Here is a 17,676-nt window from a genome sequence, read left to right as displayed (position 1 = left end):
TGTTTAAAAGAAAATGATTTTGATTCTGGCATTTTTGATTTTTTTTCCGTAAACTAGGACAGAAGGGAATGAGGAAATGGATATCTATTTAAAAAAAGCAATTCTGCATATTATTGACAGAGAAACGGGTTCGCCGGTCTTTTCGCAAAAAGAGCTGGATCTGACAAAAGAATATATTCGTGATTTTCTTCAAAAGAAAATCCAAAAAATCTCTTCTGCCCAAACGAAAACTGGACAATTGGCAGAAGAAAGCATGATCGTTGAATCACTTAAAATCGCTCAAGAAAATTTTGTGGAAGCAAGTGAAGCAATCGTTCAGCGATGGTTCGATATTTACCAAGAAAGTGAAGAGGCGCCAAGTGCAGATGTATTTGTTGTTTTGTATGAATTAGATACAGTGATGTACCTATCTTTATTGAAAGTCAATTATCGTGAGGCTTATACGCATTTTGTTGAAGCAGACGAAGTAGGGATTGACAACCGTTTGATTTTGAACCGAGCAATACTAGGCGCGAAAACACAAAAAGCAGATGAAGCCTTCGCAGTGAACTTGTCCGATTGGACCTACGAATTGATTGAAAAAAAATATGAGTTTTCTGGTAAAAAAGAGCTTTATTTTTCTGGAAGAGTGATCGAAAGTGTTCCTGCACCTTCTTTAGAAGAAAATGTAAAAGTGATACAAAAAGTAGCCAAGCATCTCGGAAAAAAATTCGAGACAGAAGAATTTGATATCATGGCTGATTTAAAAGAAGCTGTCTATGATACGATAGAAGAAAAAGGACGGTTGGATCATGAGATGATCGCAGAAAAAGTCTTCAAGGAAAACATTACGGCAAAACTGGCTTTTAAAGAAGAAGTACAGGAGCAAGGGTTTGTCCCAGAAGCACCCCCTGTAAAAGAAGTACAAGAAATTTCTGAGAAAAAATTTGGAAAACAAAAATTTAAACTATCAAACGGAATCGAACTGATTGTACCAGTCGATGTATATCGCAACCCAGATTTGATTGAATTTGTGAATAATCCGGATGGTACGATATCTGTGATGATCAAAAATGTGGATGAAGTATTGAATCGTTTATAAAAGTGACTGGAACATTAGATGTTCAAATACCGATGTTTAGTTGAATGAATGGTCCATGAGAAGGATCTGAAAAGACGAATATAACAAAAAAGGAGCGTGGGACAAAAGTAAAGAACACTTTTGTCTCACGCTCTAAACACGTATAAACGGCGGAAGCAGAAGCAACTACTTCGGAAATAAGCTGAAATTCACAAAAATTTGAAAAGCAATTTTCGTGAATTTCTTCTTATCTCTTGGAGTTAAACGCTTCTGTCCCAGCCTCTTTTTATCTAATAAAATTTTAAGACCATTGATTATTGATCGATTTTTTCTGCCGCATTTTTAGGGACTTCAGAAGCCTTTATTTCTTCCCAGCTTAATACACCTTTACGAGGATTGACTTTGAGTTGGAGATACGCATTCATCTTTAATGGATGTTCTCTCTCTTCGCGAAGCGTCACTTGTTTTTTTTCTCCATCTTTGTTATAAGCCGCTTGCTTGTAGGTATAAGTCGTAAATTTTTCTCCATTATCTGTTCGGTAAGCTGACATTTCGCCATTCGTCGTGATTTTTGTATAATAGGCTTCGCCGCCGTAAAAATAATGATAAGCTGCAAAACTTCCACCGAGAAAGATGCCTAAAACGACAAGTACGCCAATTAATTTTTTCATGTACTTCACCTCTCTTCTTATTATTAACGAAATAGAAGATTTCGTCTATTGAAAGTTGTTGGCGACAGCTGAATTTTAAACTTTTCCTCATTTTGTTCTTATTGCTTCAAAAGAAAGTTAAGGACTAGCTTGAAGTCTTTCTCAAAAAACACAATTTTTTATTTATAAAAGGTACTTTTTTCGTGTATAAGATAGGCGAGTGCTCTTAGTTGACTTTGACCAATTTTGACGTATAATAAGCTTAGTTCGAATCTTACAAAAAGTAAGCCGGACGTATTCTTTTTGATTTATTCAAAAAAAGACTATAATAAAAAAGTGAGAGCTGAAATCCTTCAGTGATCTATATTATTTAGGAGGTTTGTAAATTATGGCAAAAGAACATTACGACAGAAGTAAACCACACGTTAACATTGGTACAATTGGACACGTTGACCATGGGAAAACTACTTTAACTGCTGCGATCACTACAGTATTAGGCAAAAAAGGCCTAGCAAATCCTCAAGACTATGCTAGTATTGATGCAGCTCCAGAAGAACGTGAACGTGGGATTACGATCAATACCGCACACGTAGAATATGAAACGGAAAAACGCCACTATGCGCATATCGATGCACCAGGACACGCGGACTATGTGAAAAACATGATTACAGGGGCAGCACAAATGGATGGTGCCATCTTAGTCGTTTCTGCCACTGATGGTCCGATGCCTCAAACACGTGAACACATTTTGTTGTCACGTCAAGTTGGTGTAAAATACCTAATTGTTTTCTTGAACAAAGTAGATTTAGTCGATGATGAAGAATTGATCGATTTGGTAGAAATGGAAGTTCGCGAGTTATTGAGCGAATATGGTTTCCCAGGCGATGATACTCCTGTGATCAAAGGTTCCGCATTAAAAGCATTGCAAGGCGATCCAGATGCTGAAGCTGCTATTATGGAACTGATGGATACAGTGGATGAATATATCCCAACACCAGAACGTGATACAGATAAACCATTACTATTACCAGTGGAAGATGTTTTCTCCATTACAGGACGAGGAACTGTTGCCTCAGGTCGTATTGACCGCGGTGCTGTTCGTGTCGGTGATGAAGTAGAGATCGTAGGGATCAAACCTGAAACACAAAAAGCAGTTGTCACAGGTGTAGAAATGTTCCGTAAAACGTTAGATTACGGGGAAGCTGGGGATAACGTAGGCGTACTGTTACGTGGTATCCAACGTGACGATATCGAACGTGGACAAGTACTTGCTAAACCAGGTTCCATTACTCCACATACAAAATTCAAAGCTGAAGTGTACGTGTTGACAAAAGAAGAAGGTGGACGTCATACACCATTCTTTAACAACTACCGCCCACAATTCTACTTCCGTACAACTGACGTTACTGGAACAATCACGTTACCAGAAGATACAGAAATGGTCATGCCTGGTGACAATGTGACGATTGATGTTGACTTGATCCACCCAATCGCTGTTGAAAACGGAACGACCTTCTCAATTCGTGAAGGTGGCCGTACAGTAGGTTCAGGTATCGTTACAGAAATCGAAGCATAAGAAACGTGATTCGAATATTTTGGTAATGAAAAATGTTTAAAATGAAAAAGCGGACAAAACAGAAATCCTGTTTTGTCCGCTTTTTTTGTTCTTCAATTGTACAATAAGAGATGGCAGGAGCCGTACCTCACGCTTTGGTTCAGTCTCTTTTATTTATACTGTGAGTGTTTCCTTACTAATGCACAGTTTTTAGTACTTTCTTCGTATCCATTTTTTCAAACCACTTATTCTACCTTGTGTCTGCTCAACTGGCGCATTATCAATAATCAGCAAAGCAATCATAACGTATGCAATCCAACTATCTCGCGAATATAGGGTGTAGCGTGAGACCCAGTTCGTAGCGTACTTGCTTTTGTATTCTCTTAATCCATGGAAAGAATAAAAATGAGAGCCAAACTCGTAAACCAAGTAAGCAATTCTTTCCTGTAAAAAACTCTTTCTGGAAGTTCCAACATTTGAAAGAGGTGCCATCCCTAAATTGAACCATTGGATATGTTCTTCTTTCATATAAGAAAACAAATGCAGGAACAAGAAATCCATACTGCCGGAAGGGGCTTTTTCGGGATCATATCGCATCAAATCGATCGTTCCTACTTTGTTGTTCGTGTAAGTAGGCATGATCGTCGCAAAAGCGACAATTTCTTCTTGAGTATTTTTGACTACAGCAATAGGCGCTCTTTGTAAATAATCTTCAGAGAAAAAGCCTAAAGAAAAACCTTTTTCTTTTCGAGAACCCAACCAATTATCAGAAATATTTTTGAAAATACTCATTTGCTCAGCAGAAAACGGCGGTTGTAAGACATCAAATGTAAATCCTTCTCGTTCAATCCGGTTCAAGACAGCCCGAGTGCCCTTCATTTTTTTCCCTGATGTTGTAAAACTATTCAGATCTACATAAGCTTCTTCCCCCATTTTAATGAAGTCATAGCCGAATTCATGCAAAATCATAACGATTTCTTCGCTTGTTTCGTAGAAAACAGGTAAATAGCATAATCGGTCTGTCTCTTCGATGAAAGCTTCAATTGCTTCTGGAAAATCTTCTTTCTTACCAGAAGGATCGCCCATTACGATGCATTTATTATTGAAGCAAGCGAATTGGAGAAGCACAGTTGGTTCACCGTCTTTTTCGTAGGCAAACATCCGCTTGTCTTTTAAGAAGATCAATTGACTGTCGGAGTTTCCTCCATAAGTTGTGAGGATCTTCAGTGCCTTTTCTTCATTAAAGGCTTCGCCAATCTGTTTCTTTTCTCCTTGAAGAAAATGGACAAATAGAACGATCATGAAACTAACGGCGATAATGGCCAACAACCCTGAAAACCAAATCTTTTCAGAAGGGAATAAGAAAAAGGAAATAAAATGGTGACGCCGATGTGGAAAATCAGGCAGATTGTATACACCAATAACAATATAAAGCAATGTCAATGCACCGATAATGATTCCGTCGATCGTACGCCATTCCCATGAGTAGATGAGTTGTTCCCGAAACAGTTCGTTTTTGGACGCAAGAATGATCATAAGCAGAATAGACAAGAAAATCACCGGTGTGAAGCTAAAATCGCTTAATAAAACATAAAACAAAGCGAGTGCGATCAAGAAAATTGTAGGCAGATAGGCTCGTTTTACGCGTGCAGCGATCCCTCTCCCCATAACAATCAAAAGAAATCCTAATAATATACTAGGAAATTGGATAATAAAATGGAATTTCAATGGGTTCAAACTATGAAGCCAGCGAAACTCTGTAAAAGCTTGCGGAATAGTGGCAGAAAGTACCAACATGATTCCAGAAAAGTATAAGAGGACAACCACGATTTTATGCGCGATTTCTGTTGCTAACTGCTTAGGGATCCCTGAATAACGCTGATCAAAAGTGGAACCGATATTTTTGAAGAAAAAGACGATTCCAATCAAAAACGGAATGATGTAGTAGAACAGACGATAAAGCAAGATCCACACAACGACTGTTTCTCTTGGCACACCAATAGCAGATAATCCGATAATCATCATCACATCGAAACTACCGATCTCGCCAGGAATCATAGACACGATCCCTATCACTGAAGCAGCAATGAATAACGGAATCGTTTGCCACAGATCGATTCGGATTTCCATTAGGTAACCAACAGAAAGGAAACTGAACAGGACACCGGACCATTCCAATAATGAAACAAGCAAGAGCTGTCCTTGCGTTTTAAGTGAGGTACCACCAAGGAATCCTTTCTTTTTGAAAGTAGTGAATAAAAAGACAACAGGGAAATACAGACCGCCGCCAATCAGCCATATCCAATATTGCTTCAAGAAAGGAGCAACTGGCGTGAAGACTACAAGTAAAAAAGAAAGCAGACTGTAAATAGAAAGTCCAGCCATCAAAAACAAGAAAACTTTCGATAATGCTTGGATCACGTTTCTGCTCTCTTTTTTTTGTCCATATAGTTCAGAGCGAAGCCCCACACTAACAAACCCGCCGAAACCGGCAATATTGTTGATTGTATTGATCAGCCAGCTTGTCTCAAACAAGTAACGAGGATTCTGCTTTTGTTCAAGCATCCGATTCAAAATAATATCATAACCAATCATAGGTAACACAGAGACAAGACCAATCAACAGCATAAGTCCGCTTTTCCAAATAGGTATAGTGGCAAACGTTTCTCCTAATTGCTGGATAGATAGAGTTTTACCGATGGACATCAATTCACCGACAATAATGACAATGACAGAAATCAAAAAGATTGTTTTGAACAGTCCTAGATGGTTTTTCAGCCATTGTATGGTAGTTTTTAACAAATAAATCACCTTCTATTCCTAATAATTATGTTTCAGAAAGAAATTGAAGAACTTCTCGGTTGAAGCGTTCAGGATCTTTTCTAGCTAATTCATGTCCTTGTTCTTTTACAAGTACAAAAGAAGCTTTTGGTATAGTTTTAGCTATATACAGAGAATGTTTCAGTTTGATTACATCTTTTTTTCCTACAATAATCAAAGTTGGGGAGTTGATTTTTTTTAAATCATTTTCTGTAAGGCCGATATCATGCAGCAATAGTTTGATAACTAGCAGATTTTTACGAAGGCTTGGGCGAAATAAAGAGAGCAACCATACCCATGCATAATGAAAATTGCTGATGACTCTGGCAGAAAAACGAACGCCTTTAACTAGCGTGTTTCCAGAATTTAAAATCAGTCGATGAACTTTTTGAGGAAAGCTGCTGGCAAATACCAATGCCAGATTTGCGCCATCACTAAATCCAAGAAAATCTGCCTGATTGATTTTTTCTAGCAACATAATCGTATTCAGATCCTCAGCCATCAAATGAAAATTCAATATAGATGCTTCATTTGTTGAACGGCCATGTCCTCGGCTGTCTACTAGATAAACAGTATAGTAGCGTTCAAGTACAGGAACCTGTTCTGAAAAAAAGCGGCCGCTGCCATCATTGCCATGCAGTAAAAAGAGTGGGAAGCCTTGACCACTCTTTTCATAATAAATTTCGCTCCCATCTGACATTTTTGCATATTTCTTTTCTTTTTTCACATAATCACCTACTGTGTAAAGTATAACGATTATAACAGTCATTGGGCAATTGTTTTTACTGAAAAACAACGATCATTTTCGTAAGATGATAAAAAACACAGGAAAATTCATTTTTTCTTAAGGTGTACACAGAATTTAAGGAAGAAATAGCCAAGAAGATAAAGAAATAGTAAGATAAAAAAGATGTCAAAATAACTAGGTGATGAAATGAAGCGAAAACGATTATCTATTATCCGTATTCTTTTTTACATGATCCTTCTAACGGTCATTGGTGCGGTGTTGCTTTTAGGAGGAAGAACTTATCGCTCGGTAAAACGGGTGGAAAGCTATCAAATAGAAATAACGACAGCTGCAAAAAATTATCATATGGAAGCATACGAAAAATTGATCAAGGCAATAATCTTGACCGAATCAAAAGGAAAAGGCACAGATCTCATGCAGAGTTCAGAGAGTTTGCATGGAGAAGCCGATGTCATTGATAGTCCAGCTGACAGTATTGATCAAGGGGTCAAATATTTGGCGGAGATGATAATGGAAGCAAAAAAACAAGGATGTGATCTGTGGACCGCTGTCCAAGCGTATAATTTTGGGAAAGATTATATTGCCTATGTAAAAAATCATGGCGGAGAAAACACAGTAGAACTAGCAGAAGCGTATTCTAAAGATGTGTTAAGCCCACTTTTAGGAAATGAAGAAGGAAAACAGTACCGATATTGGCGAATCCAGTCCTTGCTTTACAACGGCGGCTATCTCTATCATAATGGAGGTAACATGTTTTATCCTGATATTGTCAAAATGAATGAAAAAATAATAGAGACTTACGAAAAAGTCTTTAAATAAATTAGTAGGAAATATCCAAACATAATAAAATGAGTTGAAAGAAGGAGTGCGCAAATAGTGGAAAAAAGGCAAAAAATGGAAAATCAAAAAGTGGGGTACACAACCAAAGATTGGATGTTGCGGTTTGTGAAGGGAATGTTTATCGGTTCAGGATTTATCTTGCCGGGGGTCAGCGGTGGTGCCTTAGCAGCTGTTTTTGGCATGTATGAGCGACTGATTTCTTTTCTAGCCCATATCACAAAAAATTTCAAAGAAAACGTTTTGTTTTTCCTGCCTCTAGGTCTAGGCGGAGTGACAGGCATCTTTTTACTTTCTTTTTTAGTCAGTTTTTTATTAGGGGCGTATGAAACAACAATATTGTGGTTTTTTGTTGGGTGTATCGTCGGAACTGTTCCTGCGTTATGGAAAGAAGCAGGAAAAAAAGGACGAGATACTTCTGATGTAATCATCATGGTTGTTACTTTTGTTCTGGCTTATTTGTTTTTATTATACGGTGCTCGATTATTTGATGGACAAGTCGATCAGAATTTTGGGACTTGGCTGATCGCCGGCGGATTGATTGGTTTAGGTATGATTGTCCCAGGATTGAGTCCTTCTAATTTTTTGGTATATATGGGATTGTACAAAGCGATGGCTGACGGATTTAAAGAAGTTCGGTTTGAAGTCATCTTGCCGATCGGAATTGGTGGGGTTCTTTGTGTCCTTGGCTTGTCAAAAATCATGGATTATATTTTCTCAAAAGCATACAGTAAGCTATTCCATTTTATTTTAGGCGTCGTTTTTGCTTCAACGATTATGATCATCCCTACTGATTACGCGGGATTGGGAGTCGTTGGAGTGCTAGCTTGTCCTGTTCTTTTTGTAGCTGGTACAGCACTAGGATGGTGGATGAGCCGTTTGGAAGAACAATATAAGTAAAGATAGTTCGATAATAAAAAAACAACACACGGGTGATTCATACAAAAAAGGTCAGCATCTTTTTCGTAAGAATCATTCGTGTGTTTTTCTATAAATTTTATAAAAACAAGTTGTTTTTAATCTTGGAACACGCTAGACTTAAACACGTGATTATTTTTGAAAGTTGGCGGAAAATGGAGAAAAAGAAAATGAATGGACTTACACAGCAAGAAGTAGTTCAGAAAATGGCTTCTGGCCAGCAAAATGACTACCAGGAAGATGCATCAAAAAGTACAAAGCAAATATTCAGCGATAATATATTGACGTTATTCAATTTTCTGAACTTCGGTATCGGGATTTGCCTGTTATTTGTAGGTGCTTATTCCAACATGGCGTATTTAGCAATTATTATCGTAAATATCGTTATTGGAATTTATCAAGAAATACATGCAAGAAATCTTGTACGGAAATTATCGATTGTTTCCCAATCAGAAGTACTAGTGATTCGGGACGGTAAAGAACAATCGATTTCTACTAAAGAGCTGGTATTAGGAGATTTGGTAAAAATCGGAGCAGGAGAACAGATACCAGCCGATTTGCAGGTCATATCAGGACGGGCAGAAGCAAATGAAGCTCTTTTGACAGGTGAATCTGACTTGATTGTCAAAGAAGCTGGAGCTGAATTGCTTTCTGGGAGCTTTTTGACAAGTGGTTCTGTCATGGCTGAAGTCATCCGAGTAGGGGCAGATAATTATGCTGTCCGCTTGACTAGCGAGGCAAAAACCCACAAAGCTATTCATTCTGAACTTGTAGATTCGATTCGTAAAGTATCCAAGTTCACTAGTTTCGTGATTATTCCTTTAGGGATCGTACTATTTTTGGAGGCACTGTTCATTCGCGATGCTTCTATCAAGATTTCAGTTATTGCCTCTGCAGCAGCTTTGTTAGGGATGCTTCCAAAGGGATTAGTATTGCTGATAAGTATTGCGTTAACGACAGGTGTAACAAAACTGGCAAAAAAACGGATTCTTGTTCAAGACATGTATTCCATTGAAACACTTGCTCACGTCGATACATTATGTTTGGATAAAACAGGAACCATTACTGAAGGGAAAATGAGTATCCAGCGTGTAGAAGCATTACATCCGCTGTATGAAAAAGCTATTCCAGAAATTATGGGAACGTATCTTGCAGAAAGCAGTGATAACAACATCACCATGCGGGCGATGAGAGAGTATTTTGAGCTTTCTAATCGTTATGATGTAACAAACAAAGTCGCATTTTCTTCTGATCGCAAATGGGGTGCGATGGAGTTTCCAGAATTAGGAGTCGTATACGTAGGAGCACCTGAACGCTTGGTGGAAGAAGATCGGCTGCCAGATAGTCTAAAAACAGCTCAAGCGAATGGCTATCGCGTCCTTATGTTGGGGATTGCTCCAAATCAGCAATTAAACGAAGAAAACCCCGCGTTTGTTGAGCCAGTTGCTCTGTTTGAAATCGATGATCCAATCCGAAAAAATGCGCCAGAAACACTAGCTTATCTTCATGAGGAAGGCGTTGACCTGAAAGTAATCTCTGGAGATAATCCATTTACTGTCTCCAATATTGCTAGACGTGCAGGATTACCGAATTATGATGCGTATATCGATCTTTCTCAGATTACTGAAGAATCGGACGTGCGAGAAGCCGCACATCAATATACAGTTTTCGGTCGAGTGAGTCCTCAGCAAAAGAAATTACTGGTAAATGAATTGAAAGATAGCGGCAGAACGGTTGCGATGACAGGTGACGGCGTGAATGATGTTTTGGCATTAAGAGAAGCAGATTGCAGTATCGCCATGGCAGAAGGTGACGGAGCGACACGTCAAATTGCTAATCTGGTATTGTTGGACTCTGATTTTACGACATTGCCAGAAGTCCTGTTTGAAGGACGTCGAGTAGTCAACAATGTGACGAAAGTCTCAGGTATCTTTTTCATCAAAACGATTTATTCTTTTATTTTATCGATTATCTGTGCCGTTACAGCTATTGGATTTCCATTTATCCCTATTCAGATCACGCTGATTGATTTGGCGATTGAAGGGTATCCTTCCTTCTTTTTATCATTTGAACAAGATAAACGCAAAATCACTTACCGTTACTTGCCTACTGCACTTATCAACGCTTTGCCGAATGCCTTGCTTGTAGTAGTGAATATCATAGCAGTGTATCTACTTGGAAAAACGTTCGCGTGGGGAAGTAGTGAAACCACTACGTTGATGTATTACTTGCTAATTGGAATCAGCTGCATGGCAGTTGTAAAAGCTTGTTATCCTTTCAACCCATTGCGAATATTCTTAGCAGTAACGACAATCGTAGGGATATATGTAGCTGCGATGCTGTTCCACGGAATTTTGGAAGTAAACTTAGGTTTAGGAGAAACCATAGGATACTTCGTTATGTTCATGATCATAAATATTGTCCTTCGATTATTGTACTGGAAGGCCGATATTCAAAATCAGCTACTGAAAAGAGTAGCAAATTGATGCTTAATTAAATAGAAATGTGTTATACTTGAAAAAGAATTGAAATATGATACAATCAAACATGTATAATTGTGTCCTTTAAAATCGCACTGATTTCAGTTAGTGCGATTTTTTACCGGTTATTCTCCTGAAATATCTTTTGTTAAAACGAAAAGATATCAATAAAGCAGGGGGTGGAAAAATGGCTCAACGGATTCCTCAAGAAGTTATCGAAACGGTACGCAGTCAAACGAATATCGTTGAGGTGATTGGACAATATGTCCAATTGAAAAAGTCTGGTAAAAACTACTTAGGGCTGTGTCCTTTTCATGAAGAACGCACACCATCCTTCTCTGTTGCAGAAGACAAGCAGATCTTTCATTGCTTTGGTTGCGGTAAGGGCGGAAACGTGTTTACTTTTCTTCAAGAACTAGAAGGACTGAGTTTTCCAGAAGCAGTGATAAAAGTAGCAGATTTCGAACAGATTCCGTTGGAAGATCAATGGCGTCAGCGAACGGTAGCTGTACAAAATCCTGAATCTGCTACAGGAAAATTGATTGCTGCTCATGAAAAAGCAGCGGAAATCTATCATCACATGCTGTTGCATACAAAAGCGGGACAGCCAGCCCTAGAATATTTGCAAAGTCGTGGGTTGTCTTTAGAATTGATTGAAGAATTCAATATCGGTTTTGCACCTAATGAACGCTCATTCCTTCAGCAAGTCTTCAAGAATGAATCATTCTCAAATGAATTATTAGAACGTTCTGGATTGTTTGTCACACATGATGATGGCCGTATGTCGGACCGTTTTTACCAAAGGGTGATGTTTCCCCTTCGTAATCCTCAAGGCCAGACAATCGGGTTTTCAGGACGCTGGCTTGCACCTGAAAAAGGGCAGGAAAAAGATCAGCCCAAATATTTGAACAGTCCGGAAACAGAATTGTTCAATAAAAGACAAGTTTTATTTAATCTTGATAAAGCAAGAAGCGATATCCGAAAAAATGGAGAAATCTTGTTGTTCGAAGGTTTTATGGATGTGATTGCTGCATGGCAGGCTGGTATCAAAACTGGATTAGCTTCCATGGGAACAAGTCTGACAGCTCAACAGATCCAGCAAATGGAAAAACTGACGAAAGAACTGGTTTTTTGTTATGACGGAGATAACGCAGGTTTTGAAGCAACCAATCGAGGGATTGAATTGCTTCGGCAAAATAGTCGCTTAGGACTTTCGGTCGTAGTCGTTCCAGAAAAGCTTGATCCTGATGAATATCTCCGTAAGTATGGGGAAGCATCTTTTCAAGAATTAGTGGCTCACGGGCGTGAAACAGTTTTTACTTTTAAATCACGTTATTTGAAACAAGGGAAAAATTTAGAGAATGAAAAAGACAAAATCGAGTACCTTGAAGATTTATTAGTTGAACTTAGCCGAGTCGTTTCACCAATTGAACAAGATATGTATTTATCGCAGCTGTCCACAGAGTTTCAGGTCAGCAGAGAGACGATACAAAAACAATTGCGTGAGCTCCGAAGAACAAATCAGCAAAATCGTCAAGAACCTCAGGAAAACCAACATGCGCAGACCAAGAGACAAGAAACTGTACGGAAGAAGAGACCGTTGACGCAGGTAGAAAAGGCAGAGCAGATTCTGTTGTACCGCGCATTTAAAGAAGTTTCTGTCCGCAATATTTTAAAAGAACGAGAATTTCAGTTTATCCACGACGCATATGCAGAAGTTTATTTTTTATTCGATGCATATGTCTCACAACATTATGAATTCAACCTTGCAGAGTTTTTAGACTTTTTGCAAGATGAAAATTTAAGGCGGTTGGTGGTGGAAATCGAATATTTACCGGTGGCAGAAGAAAGTTCGCCACGGGAAATCCAAGACTTGCTAGATGTGATCAGCAAATCTGGCTTAGCTGATGAAATAACATTAAAAAAACAAATGCAGCAAGAAGCCAGACGTACTGGGAACAAACAGCTTGAGCTTGAATTGACGATCGAAATCATCAATTTAACGAAACAGTTAAAACAAGCCAAATAGCTACTCAAGGGGGGCCTTCTTTTATGGCAAATGGAACAGATAAAAAAAAGTATGAAGCAGCAGTAGCAGCTTTCATCAAAGAAAACAAACCCAAACGACAAGTTGTATATGATGATTTATCCAATCAGCTTGCTACACCATTCACTTTGAATGCAGATGAAATGGACAAATTGATCCAAAAGATTGAAGACGCAGGTATCAGTGTGGTGGATGAAAATGGTGATCCATCAATTCACAGCTTGAAAAGTGCTGAGAAAAAAGCTGAACAGGCAAAAACAGAAGATCTATCTGCGCCAACCGGTGTAAAAATCAATGACCCGGTTCGTATGTATCTGAAAGAAATTGGCCGTGTCTCCCTTTTAACTGCGGAAGAAGAAGTAGCGTTAGCATTGAAAATCGAAGAAGGCGACCAAGAAGCAAAACAGCGTTTAGCAGAAGCAAACCTTCGTTTAGTAGTAAGTATCGCTAAACGTTATGTAGGGCGAGGCATGCAGTTCCTTGACTTGATCCAAGAAGGAAATATGGGGCTGATGAAGGCAGTTGAAAAATTCGATTATCGCAAAGGATTCAAGTTTTCTACTTATGCTACATGGTGGATTCGTCAAGCAATTACTCGTGCAATCGCCGACCAAGCACGTACGATCCGTATTCCAGTTCACATGGTAGAAACAATCAATAAATTGATTCGTATCCAGCGTCAATTGTTGCAAGACCTTGGAAGAGAACCTACGCCGGAAGAAATCGGTGCAGAAATGGACCTTCCGACAGAAAAAGTCCGCGAAATCTTGAAAATCGCGCAGGAACCTGTTTCTCTTGAAACGCCAATCGGTGAAGAAGATGATTCTCATTTAGGTGATTTCATCGAAGACCAAGAAGCAACAAGTCCAGCAGAACACGCAGCATATGAACTACTAAAAGAACAATTGGAAGATGTACTAGATACATTGACTGATCGGGAAGAGAATGTCCTTCGCTTACGTTTTGGTCTAGACGATGGACGTACGAGAACACTGGAAGAAGTAGGAAAAGTATTTGGTGTTACTCGGGAACGTATTCGTCAGATCGAGGCTAAAGCGTTGAGAAAATTACGCCATCCTTCTCGTTCAAAACAATTAAAAGACTTCTTAGAATAAGCATGAACTATTGACCAGAAGAGAAATCAGTAAAATGGTTTGGTTTATTTTAAAAGAAAAAAAGCTTGGGACTACGCGGTCTCAAGCTTTTTTTTCTATAGGAAGAAAATTTATTCATTATTTTTAAGTAAATCCTAAAAATAAGCTATTGGCGTGACGTATAGAATATGATAGATTAAATGGTAGCGTAAACCTAGTAAAGGAGCCGATCGCTAAGTGATAAAAAAATGTCCAAATTGCGGATCGAAAAAAATGGATGAGAACAATATCTGTCCAGACTGCGGTCATCAACTAACTGCAGAAGATCAGCAAACAAAAGAAACAATCGAAGAAATAAATGCAGATGAAACTATGCAGGATAAATCAACTGAAGACGTAGTCTTTCCTGATACAGAATTAAACGATCCAATCGAATGGTCGGAATTGAAAGACCTACCTCTCGAATCCGTGATGGAATTATTCGAAAAAACAGAACCAGAAGACGATGTATCATCTACTCACGATAAAGTAGCCAATAAAGAAAAAAGGGAACAGAAGAAAGCGACTGTTCGTGAGACTTCGGAAAAATCAGGAAAGAATCAAGAAGAAACCCTTGAATCAAAACAAAAAAGAAGAGTAGCTGAACTAAAAGAAATCGTCGATAATGAGGAAGAAAATTCGATACTATCCGCCTATATCAAAGCACATCGTGAAGATACAAAGGAAGAGCACGCGGAAGAGCTGCTCAAAATGATCAGTGAAAAAATTGCACAGGAAAACAAAGTAGAACCAGAACATGAAGCTGAAAAAGACATTATTGGAGTAAACGCTACAGGTAAAGAATCAGTAAAAACGAATGATCTAAAAACGGATATCCCGGAAAAAACTGAAACATTGTCTGAAAAACAATCAGAAAATGAGAAATCGAATGGATTGCCGGAAGCAGATAAAAAAGAAATGCTCGAAAAAGCAGATAAGAAGGCAACAGAGTCAGATGGAATAAATAATGAAGCCGATGCTGAAAGTCAATCTGCAAGTGAAGATAGCACTGCTCTTGAAGCTAAAATAGAAAAAGAAGAGAACCAGCCTGAGCTGATTGAAGCAGAAACAGAACCAATAACAATCGTGCCAAATACTGAAAAAACGCCTCAAGAATCAAACCCAGAAAAAAAAGATCTAGATAAGACACAAAAGAAAAAATCAAAAAAAGTGCCTTATCTCGCTTTAGCAGCAGTTCTTCTACTAGGTGGGGGAGGCTGGGCTTATTATGACCATCATCAAAAAGTAGAAGCCGAAGTAGCAGCAGAAGCAAAAAGACAGCAACAAATGGAAGACCTTCATGGGAAACTTGCTGCCTTTTATACAGATGATCACCATCAATTTATTCGTGCAGATATGATTCATCAAGATCTATCGAAACTAAAAAATGATTTATCAAGTCTTAAGAATGAAAAAGGATATTCAGAGTTAGAAACAACTTATCAAGATATCCAATCTAAGATCCAAGATATCCAGAAAGTGAATGAATGGTTCGTAGCACCTGTGATCGTCGATGATCATCTAGCAGATGACATCAAGTTGAAAGCAGATAAAGAGATACAAACAATCGAAACGGATAACACAGATTTTGGAAAATTGATTCAACAAGCACAAACAGAAGCTAAAAATCAATATGCTGAATTGCAAACAGCTAAAGAAAAAACAGCTATAGTCTTTAAAGACGGAAAAGTAGTGGGTTCAGCGACACGCGACCAATACAAGACGGCAAAAGAAGCAGTAGAAAAGGTGAAAAATACAGATCTATCTGCTCAGTTGAATGAACAATTGAAACAAGTAGATAAGATGCTCACTGATAAAGAGAAAAAAGCAGAAGAGGAAAAGAAAAAAGCAGAAGAAGCAAAAAAAGCAGCTGAAGAACAAGCAAAACAAGCCGCTCAAGCCGCTCAACAAGCTGCGGTCGCACAAGCAGCACAGCAAGAAGCGGCATCCTCGACTCCTTCCTCTTCAAACTCAGCGAATCAGCCAATCAAATCTGCCAGAGCAAGTGATATTGCCGATGCATCTAATTCAGCATGGACGTGGGCACCAGGTGTCCAAAGCAAAGTGATTGCTACATGTATCCAACGTGGATATATCGTTGAAGGAGGATACAGATTAGAAAAAGCCAGAATCGAAAATGGGGAAGGTTATTACAATCTATATGCCACTTCAACAAAATCTGCATTGATGAAAGGCATTGGAGAAAGTGCTTTGCCATTTTATATCGTGACGATCAACTGTAAAACTGGGTGGTTCGGAGGAAATGGGAGCAATTAGTTTTAGCTAAACGAAAGAGGTTGTGAGCTTGCCGTTTAACACCGTTTATTCGAAAAAGGGGAGTATGACACAACTGTTGTCATACTCCTTTTTTCACCTTTCCAAACCAAGGCTCAGCTATTCAAGTAGATAACATTATGTTATGATAGCAAAGAAATGTATTAAGAAAACCTTTCACTATAGAGGGAGAAAAAAATGAACGATTTATTAGCAACTATATTTACAGGTATTATTATTGATGAAAATGAAAAAAATTACTTTGTCCAAAAAAATGGGCAAACCTTTGGCTTAAGCAAATCAGAAGGCGAGCACAAAATCGGTGAGGTAGTGGAAGGATTCGGCTACCAAAATCAAAAACATGAAAACCGGATCACTACACAAATTCCAAAAAGTCGCATCGGTCACTATGCATTTGGGATCGTTACTGCAACACGAAAAGATTTAGGCGCATTTGTCGATATCGGTCTTCCAGATAAAGACTTTGTCGTATCTCTTGATGAATTACCGACCATGACAGAGCTGTGGCCTAAAAAGGGAGATCGTTTGATGATTTCCCTTAGAGTTGATGCAAAGGACCGTGTTTGGGGTAGCTTAGCAGACGAAAAAATATTCAAATCTTTAAGCAAGTATGGAACAGAAGAAATGAAAAACAAAGATGTGATAGGAACAGCCTACCGTTTGAAATTAACAGGTACGTATGTTTTGACTGAAGATTTCTATCTTGGGTTTATTCATCCTTCTGAACGATATAACGAACCTCGACTAGGTGAGCAGGTAAAAGGGCGTGTGATTGGTGTCCGACCAGATGGTGTACTGAATCTTTCATTGAAACCAAGAGCGTATGAAGCAATATCAGATGATGCACAAATGATTTTAACCATTTTAGAACGTTCTGCAGATCAGCAAATCAACTTTACAGATAAATCAGATCCAGAAGACATCATGAAAGCTTTCGGCATCAGCAAAGGTGCTTTTAAGCGAGCATTAGGCAATCTTTTGAAACAAGGACTGATTAAACAAGAAAACGGTGTGACAAAATTAGTCAAAAAATCTAATTGAGAATCCCTTGCATGTTTTTCTTAACTAGCTTATAATAATTTTAATTAACACAGTGTTATTGTTTTTCTAAATTGTAATTATTATAAATTGTT

Annotated in this window: 12 protein-coding genes; 9 read left to right on the top strand and 3 right to left on the bottom strand. The window is 38.5% G+C overall.

The window, feature by feature from the left end; translation table 11 throughout:
• Positions 1-76: 76 nt before the first annotated feature.
• Complete coding sequence (locus tag IGJ53_RS09170; protein ID WP_002290131.1) at positions 77-1,081, top strand: nucleoid-associated protein; 1,005 nt, start codon at positions 77-79, stop codon at positions 1,079-1,081.
• A gap of 293 nt (positions 1,082-1,374) precedes the next feature.
• Here the strand turns inward: IGJ53_RS09170 and IGJ53_RS09165 are convergent, their stop codons facing one another.
• On the bottom strand, positions 1,375-1,731 hold the full coding sequence (locus IGJ53_RS09165; RefSeq protein ID WP_002372231.1) for a YxeA family protein: 357 nt from the start codon (positions 1,729-1,731) through the stop codon (positions 1,375-1,377).
• A gap of 367 nt (positions 1,732-2,098) precedes the next feature.
• Between IGJ53_RS09165 and tuf the strand changes: the two genes are divergently transcribed.
• Positions 2,099-3,286 carry an elongation factor Tu gene (gene tuf, locus IGJ53_RS09160; protein ID WP_002289463.1) on the top strand — a complete coding sequence of 396 codons (1,188 nt, stop codon included), beginning with the start codon at positions 2,099-2,101 and terminating at the stop codon, positions 3,284-3,286.
• Between the two features lie 189 nt (positions 3,287-3,475).
• Here tuf and mprF read toward each other — a convergent pair whose 3' ends face one another.
• Both mprF and IGJ53_RS09150 read right to left on the bottom strand, forming a co-directional pair.
• Entirely contained in the window at positions 3,476-6,067 is a 2,592-nt protein-coding gene (gene mprF, locus IGJ53_RS09155) for a bifunctional lysylphosphatidylglycerol flippase/synthetase MprF (RefSeq protein ID WP_259741739.1), read from the bottom strand.
• Positions 6,068-6,092: 25 nt separating this feature from the next.
• Positions 6,093-6,854 (bottom strand): alpha/beta fold hydrolase, encoded by a 762-nt coding sequence (locus tag IGJ53_RS09150; RefSeq protein WP_002315226.1) that lies wholly within the window; start codon positions 6,852-6,854, stop codon positions 6,093-6,095.
• 165 nt (positions 6,855-7,019) lie between these two features.
• Between IGJ53_RS09150 and IGJ53_RS09145 the strand changes: the two genes are divergently transcribed.
• From IGJ53_RS09145 to IGJ53_RS09115, 7 genes are all read left to right on the top strand, one after another.
• A complete protein-coding gene (locus IGJ53_RS09145) occupies positions 7,020-7,652 on the top strand; it encodes a lysozyme family protein (RefSeq protein WP_010732798.1) in 633 nt (210 codons plus the stop codon).
• A gap of 57 nt (positions 7,653-7,709) precedes the next feature.
• Positions 7,710-8,570 (top strand): DUF368 domain-containing protein, encoded by an 861-nt coding sequence (locus IGJ53_RS09140; protein ID WP_438750103.1) that lies wholly within the window; start codon positions 7,710-7,712, stop codon positions 8,568-8,570.
• Positions 8,571-8,758: 188 nt separating this feature from the next.
• Positions 8,759-11,074 (top strand): cation-translocating P-type ATPase, encoded by a 2,316-nt coding sequence (locus tag IGJ53_RS09135; protein WP_010732796.1) that lies wholly within the window; start codon positions 8,759-8,761, stop codon positions 11,072-11,074.
• Between the two features lie 181 nt (positions 11,075-11,255).
• A complete protein-coding gene (gene dnaG, locus IGJ53_RS09130) occupies positions 11,256-13,097 on the top strand; it encodes a DNA primase (protein WP_010732795.1) in 1,842 nt (613 codons plus the stop codon).
• Positions 13,098-13,120: 23 nt separating this feature from the next.
• The gene (gene rpoD, locus IGJ53_RS09125; protein ID WP_002290142.1) at positions 13,121-14,230 is read left to right on the top strand and encodes an RNA polymerase sigma factor RpoD; all 1,110 of its coding nucleotides are present in this window, start codon (positions 13,121-13,123) and stop codon (positions 14,228-14,230) included.
• 216 nt (positions 14,231-14,446) lie between these two features.
• Positions 14,447-16,525 carry a cell division site-positioning protein MapZ family protein gene (locus IGJ53_RS09120; RefSeq protein ID WP_259741741.1) on the top strand — a complete coding sequence of 693 codons (2,079 nt, stop codon included), beginning with the start codon at positions 14,447-14,449 and terminating at the stop codon, positions 16,523-16,525.
• A gap of 195 nt (positions 16,526-16,720) precedes the next feature.
• Complete coding sequence (locus IGJ53_RS09115) at positions 16,721-17,584, top strand: virulence factor B family protein (RefSeq protein WP_010732793.1); 864 nt, start codon at positions 16,721-16,723, stop codon at positions 17,582-17,584.
• Positions 17,585-17,676: the final 92 nt, after the last annotated feature.

It is taken from the genome of Enterococcus sp. DIV1283b (assembly GCF_051710965.1).
Classification (GTDB): domain Bacteria; phylum Bacillota; class Bacilli; order Lactobacillales; family Enterococcaceae; genus Enterococcus_B; species Enterococcus_B lactis.
This window is presented reverse-complemented; position numbering and strand designations above follow the sequence as displayed.

What these genes read in the sequence shown, in the direction of transcription:
- IGJ53_RS09165 (WP_002372231.1), bottom strand. Translation starts at nt 1,731, where the DNA reads ATGAAAAAATTAATTGGCGTACTTGTCGTTTTAGGCATCTTTCTCGGT.
- IGJ53_RS09170 (WP_002290131.1), top strand. Translation starts at nt 77, where the DNA reads ATGGATATCTATTTAAAAAAAGCAATTCTGCATATTATTGACAGAGAA.
- rpoD (WP_002290142.1), top strand. Translation starts at nt 13,121, where the DNA reads ATGGCAAATGGAACAGATAAAAAAAAGTATGAAGCAGCAGTAGCAGCT.
- IGJ53_RS09145 (WP_010732798.1), top strand. Translation starts at nt 7,020, where the DNA reads ATGAAGCGAAAACGATTATCTATTATCCGTATTCTTTTTTACATGATC.
- dnaG (WP_010732795.1), top strand. Translation starts at nt 11,256, where the DNA reads ATGGCTCAACGGATTCCTCAAGAAGTTATCGAAACGGTACGCAGTCAA.
- tuf (WP_002289463.1), top strand. Translation starts at nt 2,099, where the DNA reads ATGGCAAAAGAACATTACGACAGAAGTAAACCACACGTTAACATTGGT.
- IGJ53_RS09150 (WP_002315226.1), bottom strand. Translation starts at nt 6,854, where the DNA reads ATGACTGTTATAATCGTTATACTTTACACAGTAGGTGATTATGTGAAA.
- IGJ53_RS09115 (WP_010732793.1), top strand. Translation starts at nt 16,721, where the DNA reads ATGAACGATTTATTAGCAACTATATTTACAGGTATTATTATTGATGAA.
- IGJ53_RS09135 (WP_010732796.1), top strand. Translation starts at nt 8,759, where the DNA reads ATGAATGGACTTACACAGCAAGAAGTAGTTCAGAAAATGGCTTCTGGC.